A 25,881-nucleotide genomic window follows, 5' to 3' on the forward strand; every position below is an offset into this window, starting at 1 on the left:
GGGACCGCACCGGACCCGCCTGGCCCGGCCCACAGCGAATCGGCTCCGGCGGGCGGCAGCGGCTCCACCGCGTGCCGTACCCGGGTTCCCCGGCGCGCCTGCGCCGGGCGCGCCGCCGGCAGCAGGTCGGCCCCGACGCGGAAGAGACGGCGGCGCGTCGCTCACTCGTGCGCGATGGCGGCCAGCACGTTCATGCGCGAGGCGCGCAACGCCGGCAGCAGCGCGGCGACGACCCCGACGACCGCCGAGCCGATCACCACCGCGACGATCGTGCCCCACGGGACGGCCAGCGCCTTCATGCCCTGAAGCGCCAGGACCTGCTGGGTGCACACGCCCCACACGAGCCCGAGCGCGAGGCCCAGCACCGCACCGAACACCGCGATCACCACCGACTCCAGCCGGATCATCCGGCGCAACTGCCGCCGGGCCAGCCCGATCGCGCGCAGCAGCCCGATCTCCCGGGTGCGTTCCACGACCGAGAGGGCGAGGGTGTTGACCACGCCGAGCACCGCGATGACGATCGCCAGCCCGAGCAGCGCGTACACCAGGTAGAGCAGGACCGCGATCTGGTCGTGGACCAGCTTCTTGTAGTCGGCCTGGTCACGCACCTGTACCTGCGGATACGGCGCCAGCGTCTGCTCCAGCCGGGAGCGCAGTTGATCGGCGCCGGTGCCCGGGGCCCGGTTGACGTACAGCGCCGAGTCCTGGCCGCCGGGGACGTACTTCTCCACGGTGGCGATGCCGAAGAACAAGCCGCCCTGCGTGCCGAATCCGCCACCGGTGCCCTGGTCGGTGAGGGCGCCCACCCTCATCTCGGCGGACCTGCCGCCCTGGAACTCGACCGGCAGCACGGTGCCGAGGCGGACCTGGTGGTCCTTCGCGAAGCCGACGTCCATGCCGAGGCTGCCGTCGGCCAGCGCCGCCGCGGTGTCGCCGCCCCGGTAGACGACGTGGGCGACCTCGTCGACCCGCGGGTCGTACCCGGCGGCGGTGGTGGTGACCCGTTTTCCGTCCGGCAGCCGTACCGCCACCGGCGCGAACCGCTGTCGTACGACCAGCCCCACGCCCTCGGTGCCGCGGACCTTGTCGGTGATCTCCTGGGTGAACGGCAGGAAGTTGCCGTTCTGGACGACGAAGTCGGCACCGAGCGTCTTGTCGATCTGCTGGTCGAAGGACTTGGACATGGAGGCGCTGGCCACCGACATCCCGCCGACCAGGGCGAGTCCCACCATGAGCGCGGCGGCGGTGGCGCCGGTACGGCGCGGGTTGCGCAGGGCGTTGCGCTGGCTCATCCGGCCGACCGAACCGAACAGGGCGGGAAAGGCCGCGCCGAGTACCCGGATGACGGGCCGGACGAGCAGCGGGCCCGCGATGACGGTCGCGATCAGGGTCAGGATCACCCCGAGCCCCAGCAGCGAGGCCGCCGAAGCCGTCCTGGCCGCGGTCGCGCACCCCGCCAGGGCGGCGACCCCGAGCGCCCCGACGGCCGAGCCGGTGATCGCCCGCACCCTGAGCGGCTTGCCCACACCGGCGATGTCGGCGTCCACGAGCGCCGCGATCGGCGACACGGCGGCGGCGCGCCGGGCGGGCAGGTACGCGGCGATGAACGTGACGCCGACGCCCACGACGTACGCCGCGACCGGCGTTTCCCAGCCGATGACCATCTCGGCGGCCCTGAGGTGCATGCCGAACGCGCTCATCAGCCCGATCAGCCCGAATGCCAGCCCGATCCCGGCGCCCAGACCCAGCGTGGAGCCGACAAGACCGAGCAGCACCGCCTCGGTGAGCACGGACCGCCGTATCTGCCGCCGGTCGGCGCCCAACGCGCGCAGCAGGCCCAGTTCGCGGGTGCGCTGGGCGACGAGCATGGAGAAGGTGTTGACGATCAGGAAGATGCCGACCAGGGTCGCGATGCCCGCGAACCCCAGCATCACGTACTTGATGACGTCGAGGAAGCCGCCGAGGTCGGCGGCGGAGGACTTCGCCTGCTCGTCCGCGGTCTTCAGGTCGTACCTGCCGGTCCCGATCGCCGCGCCGATACGGCTCTTGACCCGGGCGTCCGTCACCCCCTGTGCCGCGTCCACCGAGATACTGGTGGCCCGGCCGGGGGTGCCCAGCAGTTCCCTGGCGGCGACCGCCGGATCGAGGAAGACCAGGGCGGCGCCCGGGTTGGTGGTGGTGAAGGTGGCGATGCCGACGACCTCGACCTCGAAGGTGCCGGGCTGGGCCTGCACGGTGAGGGTGTCGCCGATGCGCACGTGCTTCCCGGCGGCGGTGTCCGCGTCGAGCAGGGCCTGGCCGGCGCCCCGCGGGGCGTGTCCCGAGGTCAGTTTCAGGGGGCTGCGGTGGGTGAGGTACCAGTCCGTGGCGATGGTCGGGGCGCCGGTGGTCGGGCCGACCGACTTGTTGTGGCTGTCGACCACCACGATGTTCTGTACGGACACGTCCGCATGGGTCGCCGCAACCCCGTCGACCTTGGCGATCTCGCCCGCCAGCGCGGCCGGCACGGTCTGCACGGCGCCGGTCGGCACGGGCGACTTCAGGTCCGCCTTCGGTTCGACCGTCACGTCGGCGGAGGTGGAGGCGAACAGCCGGTCGAAGGTGCGGGTGACGGTGTCGGAGAAGATCAGGCTGCCCGCGACGAACGCCACGGACAGGACGATGGCCAGCGCGGACAGCAGCAGCCGTCCCTTGTGCGCCAGGAAGCTGCGCAGGGTCGCCTTGAGCACCGGCTCAGTCCTCCTCGGGTCCGGCGGACCCGCGTCCCACGTCGAAACGCTTCATGCGTTCCAGTACGGCGTCCGCCGTCGGCCCCTCCATCCGGTCCACGATCCGGCCGTCCGCCAGGAAGAGGACCAGGTCGGAGTGGGCCGCGGCGCCCGGGTCGTGGGTCACCATGACGACCGTCTGGCCGAGCTGGTCGACCGCCTCCCGCAGAAAGCCCAGCACCTCCAGACCCGCCCGCGAGTCCAGGTTCCCGGTCGGCTCGTCGGCGAAGATCAGCTCCGGGCGGGAGGCCAGCGCCCGCGCGCAGGCCACCCGCTGCTGCTGGCCGCCGGAGAGCTGCGCGGGCCGGTGCCCGAGCCGGTCCCGCAGCCCGAGCGTGTCGATGACCTGGTCCAGCCACTTCTCGTCCGGCTTCCTGCCCGCGATGTCCATGGGCAGGGTGATGTTCTCGGCCGCGTTCAGCGTCGGGATCAGGTTGAACGACTGGAACATGAACCCGATCCGGTCCCGGCGCAGCCGCGTCAGCTCGCGCTCCCTGAGCCCCGTTATCTCGGTGCCGCCGAGCCAGATCTGGCCGGCCGACACGGTGTCCAGCCCCGCCAGGCAGTGCATCAAGGTGGACTTGCCGGAACCCGAGGGCCCCATCACCGCGGTGAAGCGTCCGCGCGCGATGTCCACGTCCACCGAGTCCAGTGCGAGCACCGCCGTCTCACCCGCGCCGTACGCCTTGGTCAGCCCGCGCGCACGGGCCGCGACCCCGTCGGCGGCCGGCGCCTCCGCAGCTGCTGTGGACAAGACTGCCTCCCCGTTTCGACGACGGTCGTCCGACTTCTCCGTCCGGCCTCTTTGTCCGGGTCGAGCGTAGTGTGACCCGTCCCACAGCCGGTACCACTTTTCGATTCCGATGCGCGCTGGCATTGCTAGCGCGTCCGCGCTAGCTTCGAGGTATGGCGAAGACCCAGCTGAACGTGCGCGTGGACGAGGGCACCGCCAGGGCGGCCCGCGAACGCGCTCTCGCGCGCGGTGTGAGCGTCAACCGCTACATAGAGGAACTGGTCATGCAGGACACGGGTGAGGCAGGCCGCACCTTCGTCGAGGCCGCCGCCGATTTCATGAAGCAGTACGAGTCCGTCTTCGCCGAGGAGTTCGGCGAGACGCAGGCTACCGACACGTCTGACAAGACCGAAGGCCACCACTGATCCCTTGAGCGACCTGACGATCGACCTCGCCTGGCTCCTCATGCTCGCCGAACAGAAGACCCCCGGTGACCCGCAGGTCACCGACTGGGGCGCGCTGATCGCCGCCGTCGCCAGGCACCGGGCCGAGATATTCGACGTCCCCGTCTACGACACCCCGCAGGCCCGCGCCGCGGCCCTGCTCCAGCTGCTGATCCACGTCCCGGCCCTGGAGCGCTCGAACGCCCTGTTCGCGTCCTCGGTCGCTTACGCCTACCTGGTCGCCAGCGGCCTCAAGGTCGTCACCTCGCCCGAGCAGGTCCGCGACCTGGCCCGGCTGGTGAAGAACGGCGAGGCGAGCGTCGCGGACATCGCCGAGGAACTGCGCCGCTGGAGCCTGTGACCGGCTCGACGGTCCGTGATCAGGCCTCCGAAGGCTTGCGCGCGACGCCCAGCGCGCAGTACGAGGAGGGCAGCCGCGGGCCGTGTTCCGGCAGGAACACCCGGCGGTAGGGGCCGAGTTCGAACCCGGCCGCGCGCAGCTCGGCGACCGGCTCCCGGGACAGATGGCAGCCGCCGACCAGCAGCGGCCACACCGTCCGGTCCAGGGCCCGCTGGGAGAACCGCATCGCCGGGCCACCGCCCGCGCCGTGCTCGAAGAACCGCAGCTCACCGCCCGGCCGCAGCACCCGCCGTACCTCCGCGAGCGCCCGTTGCACATCCCGGACACTGCACAGCACCAGCGAGAGCACCGCCGCGTCGAACGCCTCGCTCTTCACCGGCAGCGCCTCCGCCGCGCCCGGCACCACGTCCACCGGGACATCGGCGCGCACCGCTGCCTCCGCGGCCAACTGCCGCAGGGTGCGCTCCGGTTCGATCGCCACGACCTCCGCGACCGAACCGGGATACCGGGCGAAATTGAGCCCGTTGCCCGCGCCGATCTCGATCACCCGCCCGGACAGCCCAAGGAGCAGCCGCTCCCGGATCGCCGCCATACCGAGTCCGGTCTCGGCGGCCATGCTGCAGCGGGCGTAGAAGCGCGCGAACAGCGGGTGGTGGACGGGATCCCGCGCCGGTGTCCCGGCGCCGGCGGACATCAGCCGCATGACGGACCTCCCGACGGAAGCGGGTCTACGGTGATTGTCCCCCGTTGCGGCCCGTCGCACCCCCGCTGCCGCCGACGGCTCAGCCGATGAAGTCGCGCACCTGCTCGTAGACCCCGTGGTCGTCGTTCATGTCGGTGTGCGAGATGCAGCCGACGTCGACATTGGTCGCCCCGCTCAGCTCCGCCGAGGTGTCCGGGTCGATCGCCGCGTCGCAGTCCGACCAGTACGCCGCGTACGAGACGCCGCCGGGCGTCTCGTCACCGGAGTTCAGGGCGGTCAGGAACGAGCTGCCGGTCGTCATCTCCTTGCAGGAGGTGTACAGCCACCCGCACAGCGAGGCGACGCTGGTCCCGTGGTTCACCCCGGCGACCGACACGAAGTGGTCCACGTACGAGGTCCCGCCGAGGTTCTTGAGGTAGTAGCGGCTGTTGAGCGCACCCATGGAGTGCACCACCAGGTCCACCTTCGAGGCACCGGTCCTGGAGAGGACGGACTGGATGTACGTCGACAGCGTCGAGGCCGTGGTGACGTTCGACTTCGTCCAGTCGTACGAGATCGCGTACAGCTCGGACGACGAGTAGCCGTCCGCCTCGAAGTCCGCGATCCAGTCGTTCCAGCTGCTGGAGTCGCCGCTCAGGCCGTGCACGAACACGATCGGCTCGTGGCTCGCGGCCTGCGCGGTGCCGGCACTCAGGGGGAGGGACAGAAGGAGCGAACCGGCTACCGCCGACAGAGCGGTTGCGATGCGACGCTCGGCGCGTTGCATGATGCCTCCTGAAACGGGTGGGGTTGTTCAGGAGTGTCGGGACGGGTCTAGGCGCGCCGCATCGGCGAAGTCGCCAGTCTTTACGAAGCAACTAACTCGCCAGTAACATCTTTGGTGTGGTGATACCGGTGAACCCCCCACACCTTGACCGCACTTCGCCACCGCAGCCGACCGAGGCGGGGCCGTGCCCGGCTCCGGCGCTCCCCGAGGGCGTCCGCGTCCGAGTGGCACGAGTCGTGTACGAGGACCAGCGCGCCGTGGCCGAACTCGTGCCGCGCCTCACCGGACGGCAGGCCACCGGCGCCGACCCGCTGCCGGTCGAACCGGCCGAAATGGCACCGGAGTTGCTTCACGCCCTGCGCCGGGAGATCCGCGCCCTGCCCGACGAGACCCGGCTGCTGTTGCTGCTCGCCGCAGCCGACCAGTACCCGGTCGCCACCCACGCCTTCCTGCGCGCGGTCACCGCCGGCCGGCTCGACACCCGCCCGCTGGAGACCGCGGAGGCGGCCGGCGTCGCCCACGCCGGTGTCTGCGGGGTGTTCTTCCGCGACCCCTGGACCCGGATCGCCGCCTACGAGACCGGTTCACCGGCCGACCGGCGCGCGGCCCACCTGCTGCTCGCCCGGGTACTCGGCGGCAAGGGCGAGACGGCCCGCCGCTCCTGGCACCGGGGCGCCGCCGCCCTCGGCCCCAGCGCCCGGCTCGCGGCGGAACTGCGCACCGCCGCCGACCGGGCCCGCTCCGAAAGACGCCCCGCCCTGGCCCGCGCCCTCGCCGAACGGGCCGCCGAGCTCTGCCCCGACCCGGCCGAGGAGGCCCGGTTGCTCGCCCTGGCCGCCGCCGACGCCTGGCGCTCCGGAGAACCCGACCGGGCGCGACGGCTGGCCGCCCGCACGGACAACACGGCCCTCAACGGCGTCCTCGCCCTCAGGGCGGGCGACGCCGCCGAGGCCTTCGACGCCCTGCTCAGCGCCGCCGTCAGGCAGGAACGTTCCGCCGACGCTGTGGAACTCCTCGCCCTCGCCACCGAGGCCGCCCTCTACACCGGCGACCTCAGACGCTGCCGCGAGGCCCATGTCCTCGCCCAGTGGCTCGACCTCCCGCCGGCCGGCATCCTCGCCGCCCTCGCCCGCGCCGTCGAAGGCCGCTACGCCGACGCCCGGGTCCTCCTCAAGAGCACCGCGGGTCGCTGCGGGCCCGGCGGCGACCCCGCGCTGCTGATCCACTCCGGCATCGCCGCGCTGCTGCTCGGCGACCACACCCGGGCCGTCGCCGCCACCCTCCGGGCCGCCGCCTCCGCCCGGTCACGCGGCATCCCGGGGACCGTCGCCCAGGCGATGGAGTTCCGTGCCTACGCCGACTTCTGGACCGGCCGCCCCCGGGCCGCCGAGGCCGCCGCCCAGGAGGCCCTGCGCCAGGCGTACGCCACCGGGCAGGACAACGGGGCCTGCCATCTCCAGGCCGCGCTCGCCATGTTCGCCGCCGTCACCGGGGACGAGGAGGCCTGCCGGGAGCGCGCGGCGGCCGCCCGCTCGCACGCCCTGGCGCACGGACTGGGTCTGCCCGCCGCCCTCGCCCAGTGGGCGCTCGCCTTCCTCGACCTGGCGGGCGGCCGTTTCCCGGCGGCCGCCGCCCGGCTGCGCGCCCTCGCCGGGTTCGGCCCCGGACACGGCCACCGGGCCATCCGGCACCTGGCCACCCCGCACTACGTCGAGGCCGCCGTCCGTACCGGGGACACCCGGGTCGCCCGTGCCGCGCACGCCGACTACGACCGCTGGGCGACCGCCGTCCGCAGCCCCGACGAGCTCGCGCTCAGCGCCCGCTGCCGGGCCCTGCTTGCCCCGGGTGCCGAGGCGGTCCAGCACTACCGCTGCGCACTGGACCTGCACGCCCGGGGCACCCGTGACTTCGAACGCGCCCGCACCGAGCTGCTGTTCGGCGGTGCGCTGCGCCGGCTGCGGCAGCGCACCGAGGCCCGCGACCGGCTGCACAGCGCCCTGGAGGCCTTCGAGTCCTTCGACGCCCCGCACTGCGCCGCCCAGGCGCGCGCCGAACTCCGCGCCCTGGGTACTCCGTTGACGGCGCACTCCGGGACCGACCCGGCTGCCGTACTCACCGCCCAGCAGCTGATGGTCGCCCGAATGGCCGCCGAGGGCGCCACGAACCGCGAGATCGCGGACCGTCTCAACCTCAGCCCGCGCACGATCGACCACCATCTGCGCGGGGTCTTCAGCCGGCTGGGGATCCGCTCCCGGATCGAACTGGTACGGCTGCTGGGGGAGTCGCCCTAGACCGTCGGCCGGGTGCGGCGCCGTCCTGGCTGGTCGCGCAGTTCCCCGCGCCCCCAAAGGAGGGGTGCTGGTGCAGCACCCCTTCAGGGACGCGGGGAAACCGCGCGACCAGCCCCCACACACAGCCGTACCCGACCGACGCGGCCCGCCGCTACGGTGCTTCCCGCTCCCGGAACGCCTCCGCGTCCCAGCTTCCGTCCAGCCGCGCCGACAGCCAACTCGGCGCCACCGCACGGAAGTGCGCGGGCGCCAGCGCCCCGGCTCCCTCGGGCAGCGCACCCAGCAGCGGTGCTCCGGCGACCTCCGGCAGGTCGGCGACATTGCACCGCGACGCCAGATCCGGGGAGTCCGGCCAGCTCCCGATCACCACGCCCAGCAACTCCAGCTCCCTAAGGCGCAGTTCACGGGCGGTCAGCTCGGTGGTGTTCAGCGTGCCGAGCCCGGCCGACGCCACCACCAGCACCCGCGCGTCCAGCAGCCGGGCCACGTCCGCCAGCGTGCCGCCCGCCGCGTCGAAGCGGACGAGCAGGCCGCCCGCGCCCTCGACCAGCACCAGTTCGTGCTCGGTGGCCAGCTTGGCGGCGGCCTCGGCCACGTCCCGCGGCCGCACGGGGGCCAGCCCCGCCCTGCGGGCCGCCGTGCCCGGCGCCAACGGCTCCGGGAAACGGGCGACTTCGGCCGCCGTCACGGCACCCGCGAGCCGCGCGACCTCGTCGGCGTCCCCGCGCTCGTCGGGCCGTACCCCCGTCTGTGCGGCCTTCAGCACCGCCACCGAGCGGCCCGCCGCGAGCGCGGCGGCGGCGACCGCGGCCGTGGTGACCGTCTTGCCGACCTCCGTGCCCGTCCCCGTGATCACCAGGATCGGCATGCTCATCCCTCCCGCGCGGCGGCGCACACCGCGCGCGCGATCCGTGCCACGTCCGCGTCATCCGTGACGTACGGCGGCATCGTGTACACGAGGTCGCGGAACGGCCGCAGCCACACGCCCTCGCGCACGGCGGCCGCGGTGGCGGCCTTCATGTCGACCTCGTGGTCCAGCTGGACCACCCCGATGGCGCCGAGGACCCGGACGTCCCGGACCCCGGCGAACTCCCGGGCGGGCGCCAGGCCCTCCCGCAGCCCCGCCTCGATCCGCTTGACCTCCGCCGGCCAGTCCTGGCCGAGGAGCAGCCCCAGCGAGGCGCAGGCGACCGAGGCCGCGAGCGGGTTGCCCATGAACGTCGGCCCGTGCGCCAGCACCGGGACCTCGCCCCGCGAGATCCCGTCGGCCACCCGGTGAGTGCACAGGGTCGCGGCCATCGTCAGGTAGCCGCCGGTCAGCGCCTTGCCGACGCACATCACGTCCGGGGCGACGGCCGCGTGGTCCGCCGCGAACAGCGCGCCGGTGCGCCCGAAGCCGGTCGCGATCTCGTCGAACACCAGCAGGACGTCGTGCGCGTCGCACGCCTCGCGCAGCACCCGCAGGTAGGCGGGGGAGTGGAAGCGCATCCCGCCGGCGCCCTGCACCACCGGCTCCACGATCACCGCGGCCAGCTCGTGCGCGTGCCGCTCGATCACGGACCGCAGGTGCTCGGCGTACGGCTCGTCGTACTCCGCGGGCGGGGCGTCCGCGAACACCTGGCGGGGCAGCACGCCGGACCAGAGCTCGTGCATCCCGCCCTCGGGGTCGCACACCGACATCGGCTGCCAGGTGTCGCCGTGGTAGCCGCCGCGCCAGGTCAGCAGGCGCTGCTTGGCGGGGCGGCCGAGGGAGCGCCAGTACTGCAGGCACATCTTCACCGCGACCTCGACCGACACCGACCCCGAGTCGGCGAGGAAGACGTGCTCCAGGCCGGCCGGCGTGATGTCGACGAGCAGCTTCGCCAACCGGACGGCGGGCTCGTGGGTGAGCCCGCCGAACATGACGTGGCTCATGCGGCCGAGCTGGTCGCGTGCGGCCTCGTTGAGCACCGGGTGGTTGTAGCCGTGGATCGCCGACCACCAGGACGACATCCCGTCGACCAACTCGCCGGAGCCGTCCGCGAGCCGCAGCCGGACCCCGCTCGCCGACTCCACGACGAGCGGTTCGGCCCGGCCGGGCATCGGGCCGTACGGATGCCAGACGTGCCGGCGGTCGAGCTCCAGCAGCTCGGGGACGCCGAGGCCGGGCTCAGGCATTGGGCGCGAGGTCCGTTCCGGCTCCCCGGCGACGGACCGAGACCAGGTCGGTGCGCGGTTCGTTGACGGCGGGGACGGCCGCACCCTCGGCGGTGCCCTCGTGGGAGCCGCACACCGAACCGCAACCGTCCTCGGCGTGGGACCCGCACCCGGCGGCGCTCCCGGCCCCGTGCGACCCGCAGCCGCCGCCCCGGACCTCCGCCCGGTGCTGAGGCAGCGTCACCTCGTCGGCGCCCTCCACCGTGAACCCGGCGTCCGCGATCATCTCCAGGTCGGCCTGGCCGGCCTGGCCCTCGGTGGTCAGGTAGTCGCCGAGGAAGATCGAGTTGGCCAGGTGCAGCGCGAGCGGCTGCATGGTGCGCAGATGGACCTCGCGGCCGCCCGCGATCCGCACCTCCACGTCGGGGCAGACGAACCGCACCATCGCCAGGATGCGCAGGCAGCGCTGCGGGGTGAGGTTCCACTCCTTGGCCAGGGGGGTGCCCTCGACCGGGATCAGGAAGTTCACCGGAACGGAGTCCGGGTCCAGCTCGCGCAGCGAGAAGACCACGTCGACCAGGTCCGCGTCGCTCTCGCCCATGCCGGCGATCAGACCGGAGCAGGCCGACAGACCCGCCGCGTGCGCCTTGTTGACCGTGTCCACCCGGTCGGCGTACGTGTGCGTGGTCGTGATGTCCCCGTACGTCCCCTCGGACGTGTTGAGGTTGTGGTTGTAGGCGTCGGCGCCCGCCTCCCGCAGCCGTTCCGCCTGGCCGTCGGAGAGCAGGCCGAGGCAGGCGCACACCTCGACGCCGTCGTTCTGCTCCTTGATGGCCCTGATGGTGCCCGCGACCCGGTCCACGTCCCGGTCGGTCGGACCGCGTCCGCTGGCCACCAGGCAGACCCGCTTGGCGCCCCCGGCCAGGCCCGCGGCGGCCGCCTTCGAGGCCTCGTCGGGTTTCAGCCAGCTGTACTTCAGGATCCCGGTGGAGGAGCCCAGCCGCTGCGAGCAGTAGGAGCAGTCCTCGGGGCACAGGCCCGACTTGAGGTTGACCAGGTAGTTGAGTTTCACGCGCCGGCCGAACCAGTGCCGGCGCACCTTGCCGGCCGCGGCCACCACGTCGAGCACGTCGTCGTCGGAGGTCGCCAGTACGGCGAGCGCTTCGTCGCGGGTCGGCAGCTCGCGCCGAAGCCCCTTGTCCACCAGCGTGTTCAGCAGGTCCATGAGAGCCGATCCTGTACTACGAGGCTGCTCCGGGCCAAGGAGAGTTTGCACAACCCTGTCAGTTCGACGTGTGGGTATTGCCACACAGTGGGCGCCTGGTGATCCCGCTAGGGTCTGTCCACTGCCTACAAATTCACCGGAGGGGTCATGGCGTTCGGCTGGATCGACGAACAGGCGGAACAGCGTCGCCGCGCCGGACTCGTACGGACCCTGCGCCCCCGCCCCGCCGACTCGCCCCTGCTGGACCTGGCGAGCAACGACTACCTGGGCCTCGCCCACCACCCCGAGGTGGCCGAGGGCGCCGCCGGGGCGGCCCGGACCTGGGGCGGCGGCTCCACCGGCTCCCGGCTGGTGACCGGCACGACGGAACTCCACACCGAGCTGGAGCGGGAGCTGGCCGAATTCTGCGGGTTCGAGGCCGCCCTGGTCTTCTCCTCCGGTTACTCGGCCAACCTCGCCGCCGTCACCACGCTCGGCCCGCACGGCTCCCTGATCGTCTCCGACGCCCTCAACCACGCCTCCCTGATCGACGGCTGCCGGCTGGCCCGGGGCGCCACCCAGGTCGTCGGACACGCCGATCCGGACGCCGTACGCAAGGCCCTCGGGACGCACGAGGGGCCCTCCGTGGCCGTCTCCGACACGGTGTTCTCGGTCGACGGGGACGCGGCACCGCTGGCGGCGCTGGCCGAGGCGTGCCGGGAGCACGGCGCCGGGCTGCTCGTCGACGACGCCCACGGGCTCGGGGTGCTGGGGGACGGCGGGCGGGGCGCGCCGTACGCCGCCGGGCTCTCCGGGGCCGACGACGTGGTGGTCACGGCGACCCTGTCGAAGTCGCTGGGGAGCCAGGGCGGGGTGGTGCTGGGGCCGGCCCGGGTGATCGACCACCTGGTCAACGCGGCCCGGACCTTCATCTTCGACACCGGTCTGGCCCCCGCCGCGGCGGGGGCGGCGCTGGCGGCCCTGCGGCTGCTGCGCCGCGAGCCCGCGCGTGCGGCGCGGGCCCGCGAGGTGGCCGCGGAACTGCACGCACGGCTGACCGCCGCGAGTCTGGAAGCGGTGCGTCCGGACGCCGCGGTGGTCTCCGTGCGGGCCCCGTCCCCGGAGCAGGCCGTGCGGTGGGCGGCCGACTGCCGGACGGCAGGCCTGGCCGTGGGCTGTTTCCGCCCGCCGTCGGTGCCGGACGGCATCTCACGGCTCAGGCTGACCGCCCGTGCGGACCTCTCCGGGGCCGAGATCGAACGCGCTGTACGTGTGATCGGCGAGACACGACCATGAGTCGGCGGGACACGGCCGGGCCTGGCTCGCGAGCGGACAGGGAGTCGGGAACGGTTGGGTGCGAGTCTGATCGATTTCGTTCGCCTCGATCAGACTCCTCCGGGGCTGATCAGTCGGCGAGTGCCGCCGTGAAACCCGCCCAGCTCTCGGGGGAGAAGAGCAGTACGGGTCCGGCCGGAGCCTTGGAGTCGCGCACGGCGAGCAGTCCGGCCGACGGGCCGGAGCGCGGCCGTGCCGTCTCCACGCAGTTGTTCGCTCCGGTGCTGTAGCTGCTGCGCAGCCACCGCAGTCCGTGCAGATCAGCACTTGAAGGTACGTTCCGAGGCAGTGCAGTCATGGTGCCTCCTTACGCGCCGTCAGCTATTGCGGCGATGTAATCCAACGAGTCCTCGGGGAAAGGGCGTGGATCCGGAGCGTGTCGAAGGCCTCCGTGTAGGCCTGGAGGTCTTCTTTCCGCTCCAGGTAGAGGCTACTCGTCAACTGGTCGATAACAACCACGTCCAGATCAGAAGTGCTCGGAAATGAGAAGATTACGAAAGGTCCGGTGATGCCGATATGTGCTCCGGCCGCGAACGGCAGAACCTGGAGCCGTACTTGGGGCAGCCGGGCCGCCTCCATGAGCCGCTCCAGCTGCCGCGCCATCACACCGGGGCCGCCCACCTCCCGGCGCAGCACCGCCTCGTCCAGGACCGCGCTGAGCTCCAGCGGCGGATCGTTGTGCAGCACGTCCTGCCTGGCCAGGCGCACCTCCACCAGGGTGTCCAGGGAGTCGTCGGCGCGCCCGTCCATGGCCGCCCGGGTCACCGCGCGCGCGTACTCGGGGGTCTGCAGCAGCCCTGGCACGACCAGGGTCTCCAGCGTGCGCATCGTGCCTGCCTGTGACTCCAGGCTGATGAAGTCGCGGTAGGCGGGCGGCAGGACCCCGCGGTAGGCGTGCCACCAGTGGTGCCGGCCCGCCGTGTCCTCCGACCCCGCCAACACCAGCAGCAACTCCCGCAGTTGCCCCTCCGCCACGCCGTAGGCGTCCAGAAGTAACCGCACATCGGCCGGTTTCACACCGCTGGCGCCGGTCTCGATCCGGCTCACTTTCGACTGATGCCAGCCCACCAGACGGGCGGCCTCACCGCTCGTGAGGCCGGCGCCGGTGCGCAGTGTGCGCAGTTCGGCGCCCAGTTTCCGGCGGCGTACCGCGGGACCGTTCTGCATGGGCTACTCCTTACTCCTTCCGAGCCGCCCAAATACGGTCTGAGGTCGCAGAGTTCACCGCTTCGAGCGACAGATATATGCATATCTTGGTGGATCGCTCCTCGTGACCGGCCCGGTAATGGCAGTCTGGCGAAGAAGCACCAGTCCGGGACCGTACTCGAACCATCCGCTCCGTGTCGGACTCCGGTCCCGAGGAAAGGGACGACGTCGCCATGGCAGACCACCTGGAAGCATCCGTCACCCTGCCGAGCGATCCCGCCTCGGTCTCCGCCGCCCGCTCCTACGTGCTGGACACCCTCGCGGAGTGGGGGCTGCCACCGGAGACGGAGACCGCGGACACCGTGCGCCTCATCGTCTCCGAACTCGCCACCAACGCCGTGCAGCACACCTTCGGGCAGTCACCCACCTTCACCGTGGACCTCGTGCTCGACCGGGACGAACAGCTGCGCATCGGCGTCACGGACAGCCATCCGCGCTTCCCCAAGAGACTCCCCGCCGCGGTCCAGCAGGACAACGGGCGCGGCATGGTCATCATCCGCTGGCTGACCGCCGAGTGCGGCGGCAAACTGCAAGTACGACCGACCCGGGAGGGCGGCAAGACGGTGTCCATCGAACTGCCCTGGACGGTCCCCACGAGCGTCACGACGGCCGGCCAGCAGGAACCGTAGCCCTGAGTTCCTGCCGGCCGGCCGCCGTGCGAACGGGTCAGCTGACCCGGCCGTACCAGACGCTTCGCGTCCAGATCTTCTGGAGCTTGACCACGTCCCCGGTCTTCGGGGCGTGCCAGATCTTTCCCTTCCCGGCGTAGATGCCGACGTGGTACACGCTGGACCCCGAGTGGAAGAAGACCAGGTCCCCGGCCCTGCGGTTGCCGGCCGAGACGTGACGGGTCTTGTTGTACTGCTGGGCAGCCGTACGCGGCAGGGTCTTGCCCGCCTTCTTGAACGAGTACAGCGTCAGCCCGGAGCAGTCGAACCTGTTCGGTCCGGTGGCGCCCCACCTGTAGGGCGAGCCCTTCTTCGAGGCGGCGACCTGAAGTGCCTTCGTCGCCATCGTGGCGGCCGAGGCGTCGGAGGCGACACCCGGTATCACGATCGAACCGCCCACGGCGGCGATGGTCAGTGCCGAGGCCGTACCGGCCCGGGCCATCAGCGACGGAACACGATTGAGCGCAGTCATGCGCAACCCTTCGTCAGCCGCCTGTGAAGGATGACCTGTCGGATTCGGGCTGGCGAAGTTGCCCGGCCGTGTCGCCACGGCTTCACCCCAAGGGCTGCTCGGCCCGGTCATGGCGCGACCGTGCCGTCGACCCGTCGTGCTTGGGTCCTCCACTCCTGCCGATGCACTTCTGTCGACGGGTCAATCCGGGCGGCGGCAGGACTCGGCGTCCGCCCGGACCGCCCCGCCGCTGTGGCGGGGGCTTGTCGTCAGACAGGGATCTTCACTCACGTGTGTCCGAAAATCCCAACGGAACCGGGGATTTGTGGGGTTACTCACCACCCACCCGTTCGGGTGGACAGCCCTGTGTTCGATTCTTCGTCAACTCCCCTGCGTAGCCCCGGACCTGCGCGGAAGCCGCTCGCGGGCACTCGCGCGCAGGCAACCTGAGCGGCTTCCCGGGTCGGGTAAAACCACGCCGCGCTCCGCCGAACGGCGGTAACCCCTTTGGGTCGTTTCGACTCCGGCCCGCTCGTGCCGTCGACGGGCCGGACCGGAGTCCGGCGGGTGTCACCGTACGCAGTCGGGCGGGAGTACGACGCGAGCGGTCCGGCGCTCGCCGTCGAGCACCCGCAACGCGCGTGCCAGCGTGTCCCCGTGCAGCTCCGTCTCGCCCCGCAGATGCATCAGGGCCAGGGCGTCACGCAGCTCGGACGCCGCGCGCACCAGCGCCTGCGCGGCGCGCAGCCCACGGTAGGTGTCCTCGTTCCGCGCCGGATTGATCCGGCCGAGTAAATCCACCACGTCCAGATAACGGTCGATCAGCTCGCCCTCGGCGCGGGTCAGCGCGGGCAGCGGCGGAAGCTCCGGCGGCAGCATCGGCCGCTCACTCCCCGTCCGGCAGGCCGGGCAGCGTCCGGCGGGTGGGCATCACCCGGTCCACCAGTCCGTAGGCCAGCGCCTGCGGCGCGTCCAGGACCAGGTCCCGCTCCAGGTCGTGGTGCACCTGTTCGGCCGTACGTCCGGTGTGCCGGACGAGCATCGCCTCGATCATCACCCGGACCCGGTCCAACTCCGCCGCCTGGATGGCCAGATCACTCGGCTGGCCCTGTACCGGTTCCGGCAGCGACGGCTGCTGCAGCACGATGCGCGCGCCGGGCAGGACGGACCGCTTGCCCGGTGTGCCGGCCGCGAGCAGCACCGCGGCCGACGCCCCGGCCTGTCCGAGGCAGACCGTCTCCACGTCGCAGTTCACGTACTGGACCGTGTCGTAGACCGCGGCCATCGCGCTGTAGGACCCGCCCGGGGAGTTGATGTACAGCGAGATGTCCCGCTCCGGAGCCGCGTACTCCAGATACATGAGCTGGGCCATCACGTCGTTGGCCGAGACCTCGTCGACGGGCGTGCCGAGGAAGACGATCCGCTCCTCCAGCAGCTTCGAGTACGGATCCAGGGTGCGCTGCCCGGCGGCCGTGCGTTCCGTGAACTCGGGCAGGACGTAGCGGGCGGACGGTCGGATCATGGCGTACCCCTCCTCGCGACTGAGGCAGCCCGGTGGCCGGGCTCTCTGTTGAAAATGTACAGGACGTACAGATCATCGAGGGGGGATTCCGCTGTCGCCGAACAAGATGTGATGTCCGGGGTGCCCCGTAAGCTGGGTTCATGGCCTACGAGATTCCGGTGACCCAAGCCAGGGCTGAGCTCGCCGAACTGATCAACAGGGTGGTGTACGGCGGTGAGCGCGTCGTCGTGACGCGCCACGGCAAGCCGCTGGTCGCCCTCGTCTCCGCCGCCGACCTCGAACGCCTCGAAGAGCTCCCGGAACCGGCCGAGGAGCACGTGGATCATGTCGTCAGCTCGGTCTCCACGGTCCGGGAGACCACCGCAGCCGTACGTCCGGAGCGGGGCCGCTTCGGTATCGCGGCGGAGCACCGGGGGGCGGCGGGCGCCTGAAGCCGCGCCCCGTCAGGGGTGCCGGGGGTCCCCCCGGCCGAAGGCTGGAGGAGGAACCGCGCGACCAGCCCCGACGGTGCCACGGACGAAAGACCGCGCGTCGTGGCACGTTCTGAGCGCCCGGCACGTGTGAGAACGCGCGTCGTCGAGGCGGCCCGACGATCCCTGTCGCCGGCGCTCCCCGAGCGTCCGGGTGAGGGCCGTTCGGGTGGTACACCCTCCCGCGCGCCCGCCGTGGGACTCATGGCCCGGCCATGAAGTGATCAAGGTCCGGTTAACGTCGCCGAAACTCCGGCGAACTAGCCTGCCGATCCACGCCACCTGGGGTTTTCCCAGCCGGATTCGGTCCGTGAGCCCAATCCGTCGCGGTGGCCGCGGCAACCGGGCCCCGCACGGTCCGGAGCGAGGACTGTGAGGTGGGACGTGCAACTGACCCCGCACGAGCAAGAGAGGCTGCTGATCCACGTGGCGGCCGACGTGGCCGAGAAGCGCCGGGCCCGCGGGCTCCGGCTGAACCACCCCGAGGCAGTCGCCCTCATCACGTCGCACATCCTCGAAGGCGCGCGGGACGGCCGAACCGTCGCCGAACTCATGGCCTCCGGGCGCAAGCTGCTCACCAGGGACGACGTCATGGAGGGCATCCCCGAGATGATTCACGACGTCCAGGTCGAGGCGACCTTCCCGGACGGCACCAAGCTCGTCACCGTCCACGACCCGATCGTCTGAGGAGGCCGCCGATGATTCCCGGAGAGGTGCTCTTCGCCGAGGGGCCCGTCGTATTCAATGCGGGCCGTGAGGTCACCCGGCTGACCGTCCTCAACGCCGCCGACCGGCCCGTCCAGGTCGGCTCCCACTACCACTTCGCCGAGGCCAACCCCGGACTGGAGTTCGACCGCGACGCGGCCCGCGGCAAGCGGCTGAACGTCGCCGCCGGCACCGCCGTCCGCTTCGAGCCCGGCATCCCCGTCGACGTCGAACTCGTGCCGCTCACCGGCGCCCGGGTGGTCCCCGGGCTGCGGGGCGAGACCGGAGGTGCCCTCGATGCCTGAGATCTCCCGCGCCGCCTACGCCGACCTGTTCGGACCGACCACCGGTGACCGGATCCGGCTCGCCGACACCGACCTGGTCGTCGAGATCGAGGAGGATCGTTCCGGCGGCCCCGGACTCGCCGGGGACGAGGCGGTCTTCGGCGGCGGCAAGGTCATCCGCGAGTCCATGGGCCAGTCGCGTGCTACGCGCGCAGACGGCACCCCCGACACGATCATCACCGGTGCCGTGATCATCGACCACTGGGGCATCGTCAAGGCCGACATCGGCATCCGCGACGGCCGCGTCACCGGCATCGGCAAGGCCGGCAACCCCGACACCATGGACGGCGTCCACCCCGACCTGGTGATCGGCCCCGAGACCGAGGTCATCGCCGGCAACGGACGCATCCTCACTGCGGGCGGCGTCGACGCGCACGTCCACTTCATCTGCCCGCAGATCGCCGACGAGGCGCTGGCGGCCGGGATCACGACGCTGGTGGGCGGCGGCACCGGGCCCGCCGAGGGCTCGAAGGCGACCACCGTCACCCCCGGCCCCTGGCACCTCGCCCGGATGCTGGAGGCGATGGAGCAGTACCCGCTCAACATCGGCTTCCTCGGCAAGGGCAACACCGTCTCGCACGAGGCGATGCTCTCCCAGATCCGGGGCGGGGCACTGGGGCTCAAGCTGCACGAGGACTGGGGGTCGACCCCGGCCGTCATCGACGCGGCGCTCACCGTCGCCGACCGGACCGGCATCCAGGTCGCCATCCACACGGACACGCTGAACGAAGCCGGCTTCGTGGCGGACACCCTCGCCGCGATCGGCGGGCGGGGCATCCACGCGTACCACACCGAGGGCGCGGGCGGCGGGCACGCGCCGGACATCATGACGGTCGTCTCCGAACCGCACGTGCTGCCGAGTTCGACCAATCCGACCCGGCCGTACACGGTGAACACCGCCGAGGAACACCTCGACATGCTGATCGTGTGCCACCACCTCAACCCGGCGGTGCCGGAGGACCTGGCCTTCGCCGAGTCGCGGATCCGGCCGTCGACCATCGGCGCCGAGGACATACTCCACGACCTCGGCGCGATCTCGATCATCTCCTCCGACGCCCAGGCCATGGGACGGGTCGGCGAGGTGATCCTGCGGACCTGGCAGACCGCGCACGTGATGAAGCGGCGGCGGGGCGCGCTGCCGGGGGACGGGCGGGCCGACAACCACCGGGTACGGCGGTACGTCGCCAAGTACACGATCAACCCGGCGCTCGCGCAGGGGCTGGCCCGCGAGATCGGCTCGGTCGAGACCGGCAAGCTCGCCGACCTCGTGCTCTGGGAGCCCGCGTTCTTCGGGGTCAAGCCGCAGGTCGTCCTCAAGGGCGGCCAGATCGCCTACGCCCAGATGGGCGACGCCAACGCGTCGATCCCGACGCCCCAGCCGATCCTGCCGCGCCCGATGTACGGCGCGATCGGGCGCGCGCCTGCCGCCAACTCCTTCAACTTCGTCGCCCCGTTGGCGATCGAGGACGGCCTGCCGGAGCGGCTGCAGCTCGGAAAGCGGTTCGTCGCCATCGAGTCGACCCGCGGGGTGACCAAGGCGGACATGCGGGAGAACGACGCGCGCCCGCACGTCCGGGTCGACCCCGACAGCTTCGCCGTGCACATCGACGGAGAGCTGGTCGAGGCGACACCGGCCGCCGAACTTCCCATGGCCCAGCGTTACTTCCTCTTCTGAGAGCGGGTGGGTGCGGTGTCCCGTGCAGCGTTGCTGGTGCTGGCCGACGGCCGCTTTCCCGCCGGAGGGCATGCGCACTCCGGCGGGGCGGAGGCGGCCGTCAAGGCCGGCCGGATCACCGGGGCCGCGAGCCTGGAGGAGTACTGCCGGGGACGGCTGCACACGGCCGGGCTGGTGGCCGGGGCGTTCGCGGCGGCCGCGGTGCTCGGTGCGGGCGTGCGGGAGCTGGACGCGGCGGCCGACGCGCGGACGCCGTCGGCCGCGCTGCGGGGCGCCGCGCGCAGGCTCGGGCGGCAACTGCTGCGGGCGGCGCGGGTGGCCTGGCCCTGTGCCGAACTCGATGCCCTGGCACGGGAGTTCCCCAAAGGGGTCCATCAGCCGGTGGTGTTGGGGGTGGTGGCCAGGGCGGCCGGACTCTCGGCGGAGGACGCGGCGTACTGCGTGGCGTACGAGTGCGTGAGCGGGCCGGCGACGGCGGTGGTGCGGTTGCTGGGGCTGGATCCGTTCCAGGCGACGGGGGTGCTGGCGCGGTTGGCGGGAGAGGTGGACCGGGTGGTCGACCGGGGGGTGGAGGCGGCGCGGGAGGTGGTCGCGGGGGCGGGGGTCGACGCGTTGCCCGCGGCGTCGGCGCCGCTGGCGGAGATCGGGGCGGAGTGGCATGCGGGGTGGGCGGTGCGGCTGTTCGCGTCGTAGGGGGCTTTCTCGCCTCCGCCACCCCTACCCGCCCCGTCCTCCGGAGGTGGGCACCCTTCGACCGCCCGGTTCGGGGGCTGCCGCCCCCGGACCCCGCATCGGCCTCCGGCCTCGCCCTCGAACGCCGGACGAGCTGGAAGTTGCAGAACCGGCCTGTCAGAAGGCCGAGTATCACTTAGGAGCCGCACATGCATCTCGACCATGACCACCACGGTCCCGCCGCCCTCAGCGCCGACGCCCACCGGGCCGACGGGTCCCGCCGTGCCCTCCGTATCGGGCTCGGTGGGCCCGTGGGGTCCGGGAAGACCGCCACCGTCGCCGCGCTGTGCCGGGCTCTGCGGGACGAGTTGTCGCTCGCTGTCGTCACCAATGACATCTACACCCGCGAGGACGCCGAGTTCCTGCTCCGGGAGGCCGTGTTGCCGCCGGAGCGGATCGCCGCCGTCGAGACGGGGGCGTGTCCGCACACCGCGATCAGGGACGACATCTCGGCCAATCTGGAAGCCGTGGAGGACCTGGAGGACGCGGTCGGGCCGCTGGACCTCATCCTCGTCGAGTCGGGTGGGGACAATCTCACCGCCACCTTCTCCAAGGGGCTGGTGGACGCGCAGATCTTCGTGATCGACGTGGCGGGAGGGGACGACATCCCGCGGAAGGGCGGGCCGGGGGTGACCACCGCCGATCTGCTGGTCGTCAACAAGACGGACCTGGCGCCCTACGTCGGGTCGGACCTGGCGCGGATGGCCGTGGACGCCAAGGCGCAGCGGGCCGAACTGCCCGTCGTCTTCCAGTCGTTGCGCAGCGAGGCCGGCGTCGCGGACGTGGCCGCGTGGGTGCGGGAGCGGCTCGTGGCGTGGACCGTATGACGGGGAGGGGCGTCAGCGCCGTCGCTCGGATCGTCGCGCGGGACGACGGGCGGGGCGGTACCTCGCTCCCGGTGCTGGAGGGCGAGGGGCCGCTCGCGCTGCGGCGGACCCGGGGGAGCGGGGCCGAGGCCCGGGTGATGGTCGTCGGGGCGATGAGCGGGCCCCTCGGCGGGGACCGGTTCGGGATCGAGGTCCGGGTCGAGGAAGGGGCCCGGCTGTCCGTCGGGTCGGCCGCCGCGACCATCGCCCTGCCGGGGCAGGTAAAGGAGGAGGCGCGCTACGACGTACGGCTCGATGTCGCGGACGGCGGTGAACTGCGCTGGCTGCCCGAGCAGTTGATCTCGGCCAAGGGGAGTGAGCTGTGCGTGACGACACGCGTCGAGGTCGGCGCACGGGGGCGGCTCGTGGTGCGGGAGGAGCAGGTGCTCGGGCGGGCGGGGGAGGAGCCGGGCCGGCTCGGCAGCCGGCTCACCGTGCGGGTGGCCGGGAGGGCCGTGCTGGATCAGGAGCTGGCCTGCGGGCCCGGGGCGCCGGGCGGCTGGGACGGCGCCGCCGTGCTGGCGGGACATCGCGCGGTCGGGCAACTCGTCATCGTCCGGCCGGAGTTCGCGGAACACCCGATGGGGGCACGGATGCTGGGGGACGGGGCCGCGCTCATGCCGCTCGCCGGGCCCGCGGTGCTGGTGAGTGCGGTGGCGGGCGATGCGCTGCGGCTGCGCCGGGTCCTGGACGAGGCGTTGGCCCAGTTGGGCGGCTGATCGCTCAGCGGGACACCGACGTCCGCTTATCGGATTGGTAAAGACGGCTGTTGAGGCCTGTTCTCAGGGACCTCACAGCCGGAAGGATCTCCCCTGACCATTCGCCATGATGTACGGGGAGGGGCCCACTTGAGGGACAACTTCAGATCGAGGAGCCGGACGCTGGCGCTCGGTTCGGCCGGAGTGCTCGTCACGGCCGGCCTGATCGCCGGTGCCCTCGCGGCACCCGCCGCCGGCGCCGAGGCCCGGCACGGCGGCCAGGACCGCGCGCAGCAGGGCGCGGCGATCGCCGCCGCACGGGCCGCCAAGGCCGGGATCGACTGGGCCGACTGCCCGGCCGACTGGGCCCTGACCAAGCCCGTCCAGTGCGGCTGGGTCAGCGTGCCGCTCGACTACACCGAGCCCTACGGCAAGCAGATCAGGCTCGCCGTCGACCGAATAGGCAACACGGGTACGAAGGCGGAGCGCCAGGGCGCGCTCGTCTACAACCCCGGCGGCCCCGGCGCCTCGGGCATGCGCTTCCCGCTCCGGGTCACCACCAAGAACCCCCTGTGGGTCAACGCCTCGAAGGCGTACGACTTCGTGGGCTTCGACCCGCGCGGTGTCGGCCACTCCGCGCCCATCTCCTGCCAGGACCCGCAGGAGTTCGTGAAGGCCCCCAAGGCCGACCCGGTGCCGGACACCGAGGCCGACAAGACCGCCCAGCGCAAGCTGGCCAAGCAGTACGCGGAAGGCTGCGCCGAGCGCACCGGCCGCGCGATGCTCCAGCAGATGACCACCGCGAACAGCGCCCGCGACCTGGACGTCATCCGGGCCGCGCTCGGCGAGCAGAAGCTCAACTACCTAGGTGTCTCCTACGGCACCTACCTCGGAGCGGTGTACGGAACGCTGTTCCCCGGCCACGTGCGCCGGATGATCGTCGACAGCGTCGTGAACCCGTCGCGGAAGAACATCTGGTACCAGGCCAACCTGGACCAGGACGTCGCCTTCGAGGGCCGCTGGAAGGACTGGGAGGACTGGGTCGCCGCGCACGACTCCGCCTTCCACCTCGGGACCACGCGGGACGCCGTCCAGGCCAAGTGGCTCCAGCTGCGCGCCACCGCCAAGGCGAACCCGATCGGCGGGGTCGTCGGACCGGCCGAGCTGATCGGCTTCTTCCAGAGCGCGCCGTACTACGACTCCTCGTGGGTCCCGGTCGCCACGGTGTTCGCCAAGTACTTCGCCGGTGACACCCAGGCCCTGGTCGACGCCGCCGCCCCGGACCTGACCGACACCGCCGGCAACGCCACCTCGGAGAACGGCAACGCCGTCTACACCGCCGTCGAGTGCACCGACGCCAAGTGGCCCACCGGCTGGCACAGGTGGAACCGCGACAACACCGAGCTCAACAAGCAGTACCCCTTCATGACCTGGGCCAACGCCTGGCTCAACCTGCCGTGTGCCACCTGGCCGGTCCAGCAGCAGACCCCGGTGGAGGTCAGGACCCACAAGGGGCTGCCGCCGGTGCTGATCGTGCAGTCCACCCGTGACGCCGCCACCCCGTACCCCGGCGCCGTCGAACTGCACAGGCGTTTCCAGGGCTCCCGCCTCATCACCGAGCAGGGCGCGGGCTCGCATGGCGTGACCGGCCTGGTCAACCCGTGCATCAACAGCCGTGTGGACACCTACCTGCTCACCGGCAGGCTGGACGGCGCGGACGTCACCTGCACCCCGCACGCCACCCCGCAGCCGTAACCACCGCTCCCGTACGACGACGAGGGGCGGCCGGAACAACTCCGGCCGCCCCTCACCGCTGCGCCCACCGCCTCAACTCAGCGGCGCCCGCGGGAACCTGCGCTCCTTCTCGCCCTTCGCCGCCTGTCCGGCCTTGACGACAGCCGCGTACTCGTCGACGTACTCCTGCTCGGACAGGGTCAGGATGGCGTACATGATCTCGTCGGTGATGGCGCGCAGGACGGCCTTCTCGTGCTCCATCCCGGCGTAGCGGGAGAACTCCAGGGGCTTGCCGAAGCGGATCACGACGGGGTGGACGTTCGGGATGACCTTTCCGGGCGGCTGGGCCTCGAAGGTGCCGATCATCGCGCAGGGGATCACCGGGACACCGGCCCGCAGCGCCATCACGGCCACCCCGACCTTGCCCTTGTACAGGCGGCCGTCGTGCGAGCGGGTGCCCTCCGGATAGATGCCGAGCAACTCGCCCTTGCCCAGTACCCCGAGCCCCTCCCGGATCGCGGCCTGACCGGCCTCCTTGCCGGAGCGGTCCACCGGGATCTGCCCGGCGCTGCGGAAGAAGAAGGCGGTCAGCCGGCCCCGCAGCCCGGGCCCCGTGAAGTACTCGGCCTTGGCGAGGAAGGTGATGCGCCGCTTCAGGACGGCCGGCATCAGAAAGTGGTCGGAGAAGGAGAGGTGGTTGCCGGCGATGATCGCCGGTCCGGTCGCCGGCACATGTTCCAGGCCCTCGATCCGCGGCCGGAACACCACTCTCAACAGCGGCCCCAGCAGTACGTACTTGAGCAGGTAGTAGAACACGGCTCGCCCCTCACTTTGCCAGCTCCCCTGTGGGCTGGTGTGGTCCCAGTTCATTAGTGCTTTCACAGCGTGTGGCTCATGTGCGCCCGTGGTCGTCCGTCGCCGTGTTTCGCCATCCTTGAGCTGACCCCTGGCCGGCCTGCCTGCCGACCGGACAGGTGCTCGGCCGGTGCGGCGGTGTGCCGGGTGACGGGGCTTTCGCGTCCTTACGTCGTCGTGCGTGGGGTTTGGGCCTGGTCGGTGGGCTGCGATGTACCCGGGGCGGATGCTGTCGAGATTTTCTGGATCTTCGGTTCAGTGTCCCAGCGATACGAGGCCGGGTCACTACAAGCGGACACCCTGACGCACCTTTCCCATGGTGCTTGCCCTGGCGCGGGCGGCGGATCGGTCCATTCGGCGGCTCCGGCACGTGCCGGCCTTCGAGGTGTCCGCCGTACCGGGGGCGCCGTGGGCGCGTTATCAGTCCGGCGGAGCAGGTTCCTGTTCCATCCGGTACCCGTGCCCCCGCAACGTGGTGATGCGAGGCAGCCGGACCGGCCGCCCGCCCGTCCGCGCCGCCCCGGGTGAGTGCCAGGTAGGCACCGGGGATCGACAGGGCCGCGGGGGGTGGATCGAAGACGCCGGTGAGGACCTTGACGAGCGTCTCGGACAAGGCCCAGCCGATGCGGGCGCCTCCGGCCAGGCCGACCACGGCCAGCAGCAGGGCCTCGGAGAGGACCATGCCACACAGGTGGTGTCGTTGCGCGCCGAGGACGGTGGCGATGGCGAAGGTGCGGCGGCGTTCGGCGAGTCCGAGGGCGAGGACCAGGCCGCCGGCCCCGGCGGCGAGCAGGACGGCGAAGGCGAGCTCGATGCGGTGAGCCCGGCCAGGTCGACGGAGGTCAGACTGGTGCCGACGGTGCCGCGGGTCTGGGTGAGGCCGGTGACGGTGGCCCGGGTACCGAGCTGCCCCCGCGGGTGGGCGGCGATCCGCTGCTGGTTCGTGCCACCGGTGTCGAGAAGGAAGGCGCCGACCGAGCCGTCACCGGTGGCCTGGGCGACGTAGGCGGCGTTGGCGACGAAGAAGCTGTCCTTGGGGGCGGTGGGGAACTCCTTGGCGATGCCGGCGTGGTGGAAGGGGACCGTGCGCAGCGACTTGGTGCGCGCGTCCTGGATGCGCAGGTCGACGGTGTCGCCCGGGGCCGCGCAGGACGGGACACACGGGGCGGCGGCAAGCGGGTGAGCATGCCGCGGGGCCGCCCGGGTCGATGTCAC

General features: G+C 72.0%; 27 protein-coding genes, 1 pseudogene and 1 riboswitch. Of the genes and pseudogenes, 14 read left to right on the top strand and 14 right to left on the bottom strand.

What is annotated here, in order from left to right:
- Window positions 1–161: 161 nt before the first annotated feature.
- Both BLW82_RS36595 and BLW82_RS36600 read right to left on the bottom strand, forming a co-directional pair.
- Window positions 162–2,729 carry an ABC transporter permease gene (locus tag BLW82_RS36595; protein ID WP_093505837.1) on the bottom strand — a complete coding sequence of 856 codons (2,568 nt, stop codon included), beginning with the start codon at window positions 2,727–2,729 and terminating at the stop codon, window positions 162–164.
- A gap of 4 nt (window positions 2,730–2,733) precedes the next feature.
- On the bottom strand, window positions 2,734–3,522 hold the full coding sequence (locus tag BLW82_RS36600) for an ABC transporter ATP-binding protein (protein ID WP_093505839.1): 789 nt from the start codon (window positions 3,520–3,522) through the stop codon (window positions 2,734–2,736).
- A gap of 152 nt (window positions 3,523–3,674) precedes the next feature.
- Between BLW82_RS36600 and BLW82_RS36605 the strand changes: the two genes are divergently transcribed.
- Both BLW82_RS36605 and BLW82_RS36610 read left to right on the top strand, forming a co-directional pair.
- Window positions 3,675–3,926: a toxin-antitoxin system HicB family antitoxin gene (locus tag BLW82_RS36605; protein ID WP_093505841.1), complete on the top strand. Its 252-nt coding sequence runs from the start codon at window positions 3,675–3,677 to the stop codon at window positions 3,924–3,926.
- A 4-nt stretch (window positions 3,927–3,930) separates the two neighbouring features.
- Entirely contained in the window at window positions 3,931–4,305 is a 375-nt protein-coding gene (locus tag BLW82_RS36610; protein ID WP_093505843.1) for a fic family toxin-antitoxin system, toxin component, read from the top strand.
- Between the two features lie 19 nt (window positions 4,306–4,324).
- On the opposite strand, the gene BLW82_RS36615 is transcribed toward BLW82_RS36610, so the two are convergent.
- On the bottom strand, window positions 4,325–5,008 hold the full coding sequence (locus BLW82_RS36615; protein WP_093505844.1) for a class I SAM-dependent methyltransferase: 684 nt from the start codon (window positions 5,006–5,008) through the stop codon (window positions 4,325–4,327).
- 79 nt (window positions 5,009–5,087) lie between these two features.
- Window positions 5,088–5,774: an esterase/lipase family protein gene (locus BLW82_RS36620; RefSeq protein WP_093505846.1), complete on the bottom strand. Its 687-nt coding sequence runs from the start codon at window positions 5,772–5,774 to the stop codon at window positions 5,088–5,090.
- Window positions 5,775–5,890: 116 nt separating this feature from the next.
- Between BLW82_RS36620 and BLW82_RS36625 the strand changes: the two genes are divergently transcribed.
- Window positions 5,891–8,065 carry a helix-turn-helix transcriptional regulator gene (locus tag BLW82_RS36625; RefSeq protein WP_093505848.1) on the top strand — a complete coding sequence of 725 codons (2,175 nt, stop codon included), beginning with the start codon at window positions 5,891–5,893 and terminating at the stop codon, window positions 8,063–8,065.
- 151 nt (window positions 8,066–8,216) lie between these two features.
- Here the strand turns inward: BLW82_RS36625 and bioD are convergent, their stop codons facing one another.
- The 3 genes from bioD to bioB are packed head-to-tail and all read right to left on the bottom strand — an operon-like array spanning window position 8,217 to window position 11,426.
- On the bottom strand, window positions 8,217–8,933 hold the full coding sequence (gene bioD, locus BLW82_RS36630) for a dethiobiotin synthase (RefSeq protein ID WP_093505850.1): 717 nt from the start codon (window positions 8,931–8,933) through the stop codon (window positions 8,217–8,219).
- A gap of 2 nt (window positions 8,934–8,935) precedes the next feature.
- On the bottom strand, window positions 8,936–10,222 hold the full coding sequence (locus BLW82_RS36635) for an adenosylmethionine--8-amino-7-oxononanoate transaminase (protein WP_093505852.1): 1,287 nt from the start codon (window positions 10,220–10,222) through the stop codon (window positions 8,936–8,938).
- Complete coding sequence (gene bioB, locus BLW82_RS36640; protein ID WP_093505853.1) at window positions 10,215–11,426, bottom strand: biotin synthase BioB; 1,212 nt, start codon at window positions 11,424–11,426, stop codon at window positions 10,215–10,217. Before bioB ends, BLW82_RS36635 begins: the two co-directional genes overlap by 8 nt.
- Window positions 11,427–11,573: 147 nt before the next feature.
- On the opposite strand from bioB, the gene BLW82_RS36645 reads away from it, so the two are divergent.
- Window positions 11,574–12,701, top strand: coding sequence for an 8-amino-7-oxononanoate synthase (locus tag BLW82_RS36645; RefSeq protein ID WP_093505855.1), 1,128 nt, complete (start codon window positions 11,574–11,576; stop codon window positions 12,699–12,701).
- A gap of 109 nt (window positions 12,702–12,810) precedes the next feature.
- Here BLW82_RS36645 and BLW82_RS36650 read toward each other — a convergent pair whose 3' ends face one another.
- A complete protein-coding gene (locus tag BLW82_RS36650; RefSeq protein WP_093505857.1) occupies window positions 12,811–13,038 on the bottom strand; it encodes a DUF397 domain-containing protein in 228 nt (75 codons plus the stop codon).
- A gap of 9 nt (window positions 13,039–13,047) precedes the next feature.
- Window positions 13,048–13,907: pseudogene (locus tag BLW82_RS36655) on the bottom strand (helix-turn-helix domain-containing protein).
- Between the two features lie 212 nt (window positions 13,908–14,119).
- Between BLW82_RS36655 and BLW82_RS36660 the strand changes: the two are divergent.
- Window positions 14,120–14,575 (top strand): ATP-binding protein, encoded by a 456-nt coding sequence (locus BLW82_RS36660; RefSeq protein ID WP_093505859.1) that lies wholly within the window; start codon window positions 14,120–14,122, stop codon window positions 14,573–14,575.
- 37 nt (window positions 14,576–14,612) lie between these two features.
- Here the strand turns inward: BLW82_RS36660 and BLW82_RS36665 are convergent, their stop codons facing one another.
- From BLW82_RS36665 to BLW82_RS36675, 3 genes are all read right to left on the bottom strand, one after another.
- Window positions 14,613–15,086: a C40 family peptidase gene (locus tag BLW82_RS36665; protein ID WP_093505861.1), complete on the bottom strand. Its 474-nt coding sequence runs from the start codon at window positions 15,084–15,086 to the stop codon at window positions 14,613–14,615.
- Window positions 15,087–15,089: 3 nt separating this feature from the next.
- Window positions 15,090–15,274: riboswitch (cyclic di-AMP (ydaO/yuaA leader) on the bottom strand.
- 361 nt (window positions 15,275–15,635) lie between these two features.
- On the bottom strand, window positions 15,636–15,944 hold the full coding sequence (locus BLW82_RS36670; RefSeq protein WP_093505863.1) for a hypothetical protein: 309 nt from the start codon (window positions 15,942–15,944) through the stop codon (window positions 15,636–15,638).
- Between the two features lie 7 nt (window positions 15,945–15,951).
- A complete protein-coding gene (locus BLW82_RS36675) occupies window positions 15,952–16,587 on the bottom strand; it encodes an ATP-dependent Clp protease proteolytic subunit (RefSeq protein ID WP_093505864.1) in 636 nt (211 codons plus the stop codon).
- Between the two features lie 140 nt (window positions 16,588–16,727).
- Here BLW82_RS36675 and BLW82_RS36680 point away from each other — a divergent pair, with 140 nt between their 5' ends.
- The 8 genes from BLW82_RS36680 to BLW82_RS36715 all read left to right on the top strand — a co-directional run bounded on the left by BLW82_RS36680 (window position 16,728) and on the right by BLW82_RS36715 (window position 23,832).
- Entirely contained in the window at window positions 16,728–17,018 is a 291-nt protein-coding gene (locus BLW82_RS36680; protein WP_093505866.1) for a type II toxin-antitoxin system Phd/YefM family antitoxin, read from the top strand.
- Between the two features lie 423 nt (window positions 17,019–17,441).
- Window positions 17,442–17,744: an urease subunit gamma gene (locus tag BLW82_RS36685; protein ID WP_037782101.1), complete on the top strand. Its 303-nt coding sequence runs from the start codon at window positions 17,442–17,444 to the stop codon at window positions 17,742–17,744.
- A gap of 11 nt (window positions 17,745–17,755) precedes the next feature.
- On the top strand, window positions 17,756–18,067 hold the full coding sequence (locus BLW82_RS36690) for an urease subunit beta (RefSeq protein WP_093505868.1): 312 nt from the start codon (window positions 17,756–17,758) through the stop codon (window positions 18,065–18,067).
- Window positions 18,060–19,781: an urease subunit alpha gene (locus tag BLW82_RS36695; protein ID WP_093505870.1), complete on the top strand. Its 1,722-nt coding sequence runs from the start codon at window positions 18,060–18,062 to the stop codon at window positions 19,779–19,781. The genes BLW82_RS36690 and BLW82_RS36695 overlap by 8 nt, the downstream gene beginning before the upstream one ends.
- A gap of 15 nt (window positions 19,782–19,796) precedes the next feature.
- Window positions 19,797–20,474 (top strand): urease accessory protein UreF, encoded by a 678-nt coding sequence (locus tag BLW82_RS36700; RefSeq protein WP_093505872.1) that lies wholly within the window; start codon window positions 19,797–19,799, stop codon window positions 20,472–20,474.
- 188 nt (window positions 20,475–20,662) lie between these two features.
- Window positions 20,663–21,340 carry an urease accessory protein UreG gene (gene ureG, locus BLW82_RS36705; RefSeq protein WP_093505874.1) on the top strand — a complete coding sequence of 226 codons (678 nt, stop codon included), beginning with the start codon at window positions 20,663–20,665 and terminating at the stop codon, window positions 21,338–21,340.
- Window positions 21,337–22,098 carry an urease accessory protein UreD gene (locus BLW82_RS36710; RefSeq protein WP_093505876.1) on the top strand — a complete coding sequence of 254 codons (762 nt, stop codon included), beginning with the start codon at window positions 21,337–21,339 and terminating at the stop codon, window positions 22,096–22,098. Before ureG ends, BLW82_RS36710 begins: the two co-directional genes overlap by 4 nt.
- A 129-nt stretch (window positions 22,099–22,227) precedes the next feature.
- Window positions 22,228–23,832, top strand: a complete 1,605-nt coding sequence (locus BLW82_RS36715) for an alpha/beta hydrolase (protein WP_177233183.1) — start codon at window positions 22,228–22,230, stop codon at window positions 23,830–23,832.
- 72 nt (window positions 23,833–23,904) lie between these two features.
- Here BLW82_RS36715 and BLW82_RS36720 read toward each other — a convergent pair whose 3' ends face one another.
- On the bottom strand, window positions 23,905–24,627 hold the full coding sequence (locus tag BLW82_RS36720; protein WP_093505878.1) for a lysophospholipid acyltransferase family protein: 723 nt from the start codon (window positions 24,625–24,627) through the stop codon (window positions 23,905–23,907).
- Window positions 24,628–24,703: 76 nt separating this feature from the next.
- The gene (locus BLW82_RS45815; RefSeq protein ID WP_371131518.1) at window positions 24,704–25,480 is read right to left on the bottom strand and encodes an ABC transporter permease; all 777 of its coding nucleotides are present in this window, start codon (window positions 25,478–25,480) and stop codon (window positions 24,704–24,706) included.
- Between BLW82_RS45815 and BLW82_RS45820 the strand changes: the two genes are divergently transcribed.
- Window positions 25,367–25,672, top strand: coding sequence for a hypothetical protein (locus BLW82_RS45820; RefSeq protein ID WP_256216065.1), 306 nt, complete (start codon window positions 25,367–25,369; stop codon window positions 25,670–25,672). The genes BLW82_RS45815 and BLW82_RS45820 overlap by 114 nt on opposite strands.
- Window positions 25,673–25,881 lie beyond the last annotated feature (209 nt).

Source organism: Streptomyces sp. Ag109_O5-10 (assembly GCF_900105755.1).
Lineage (GTDB): Bacteria > Actinomycetota > Actinomycetes > Streptomycetales > Streptomycetaceae > Streptomyces.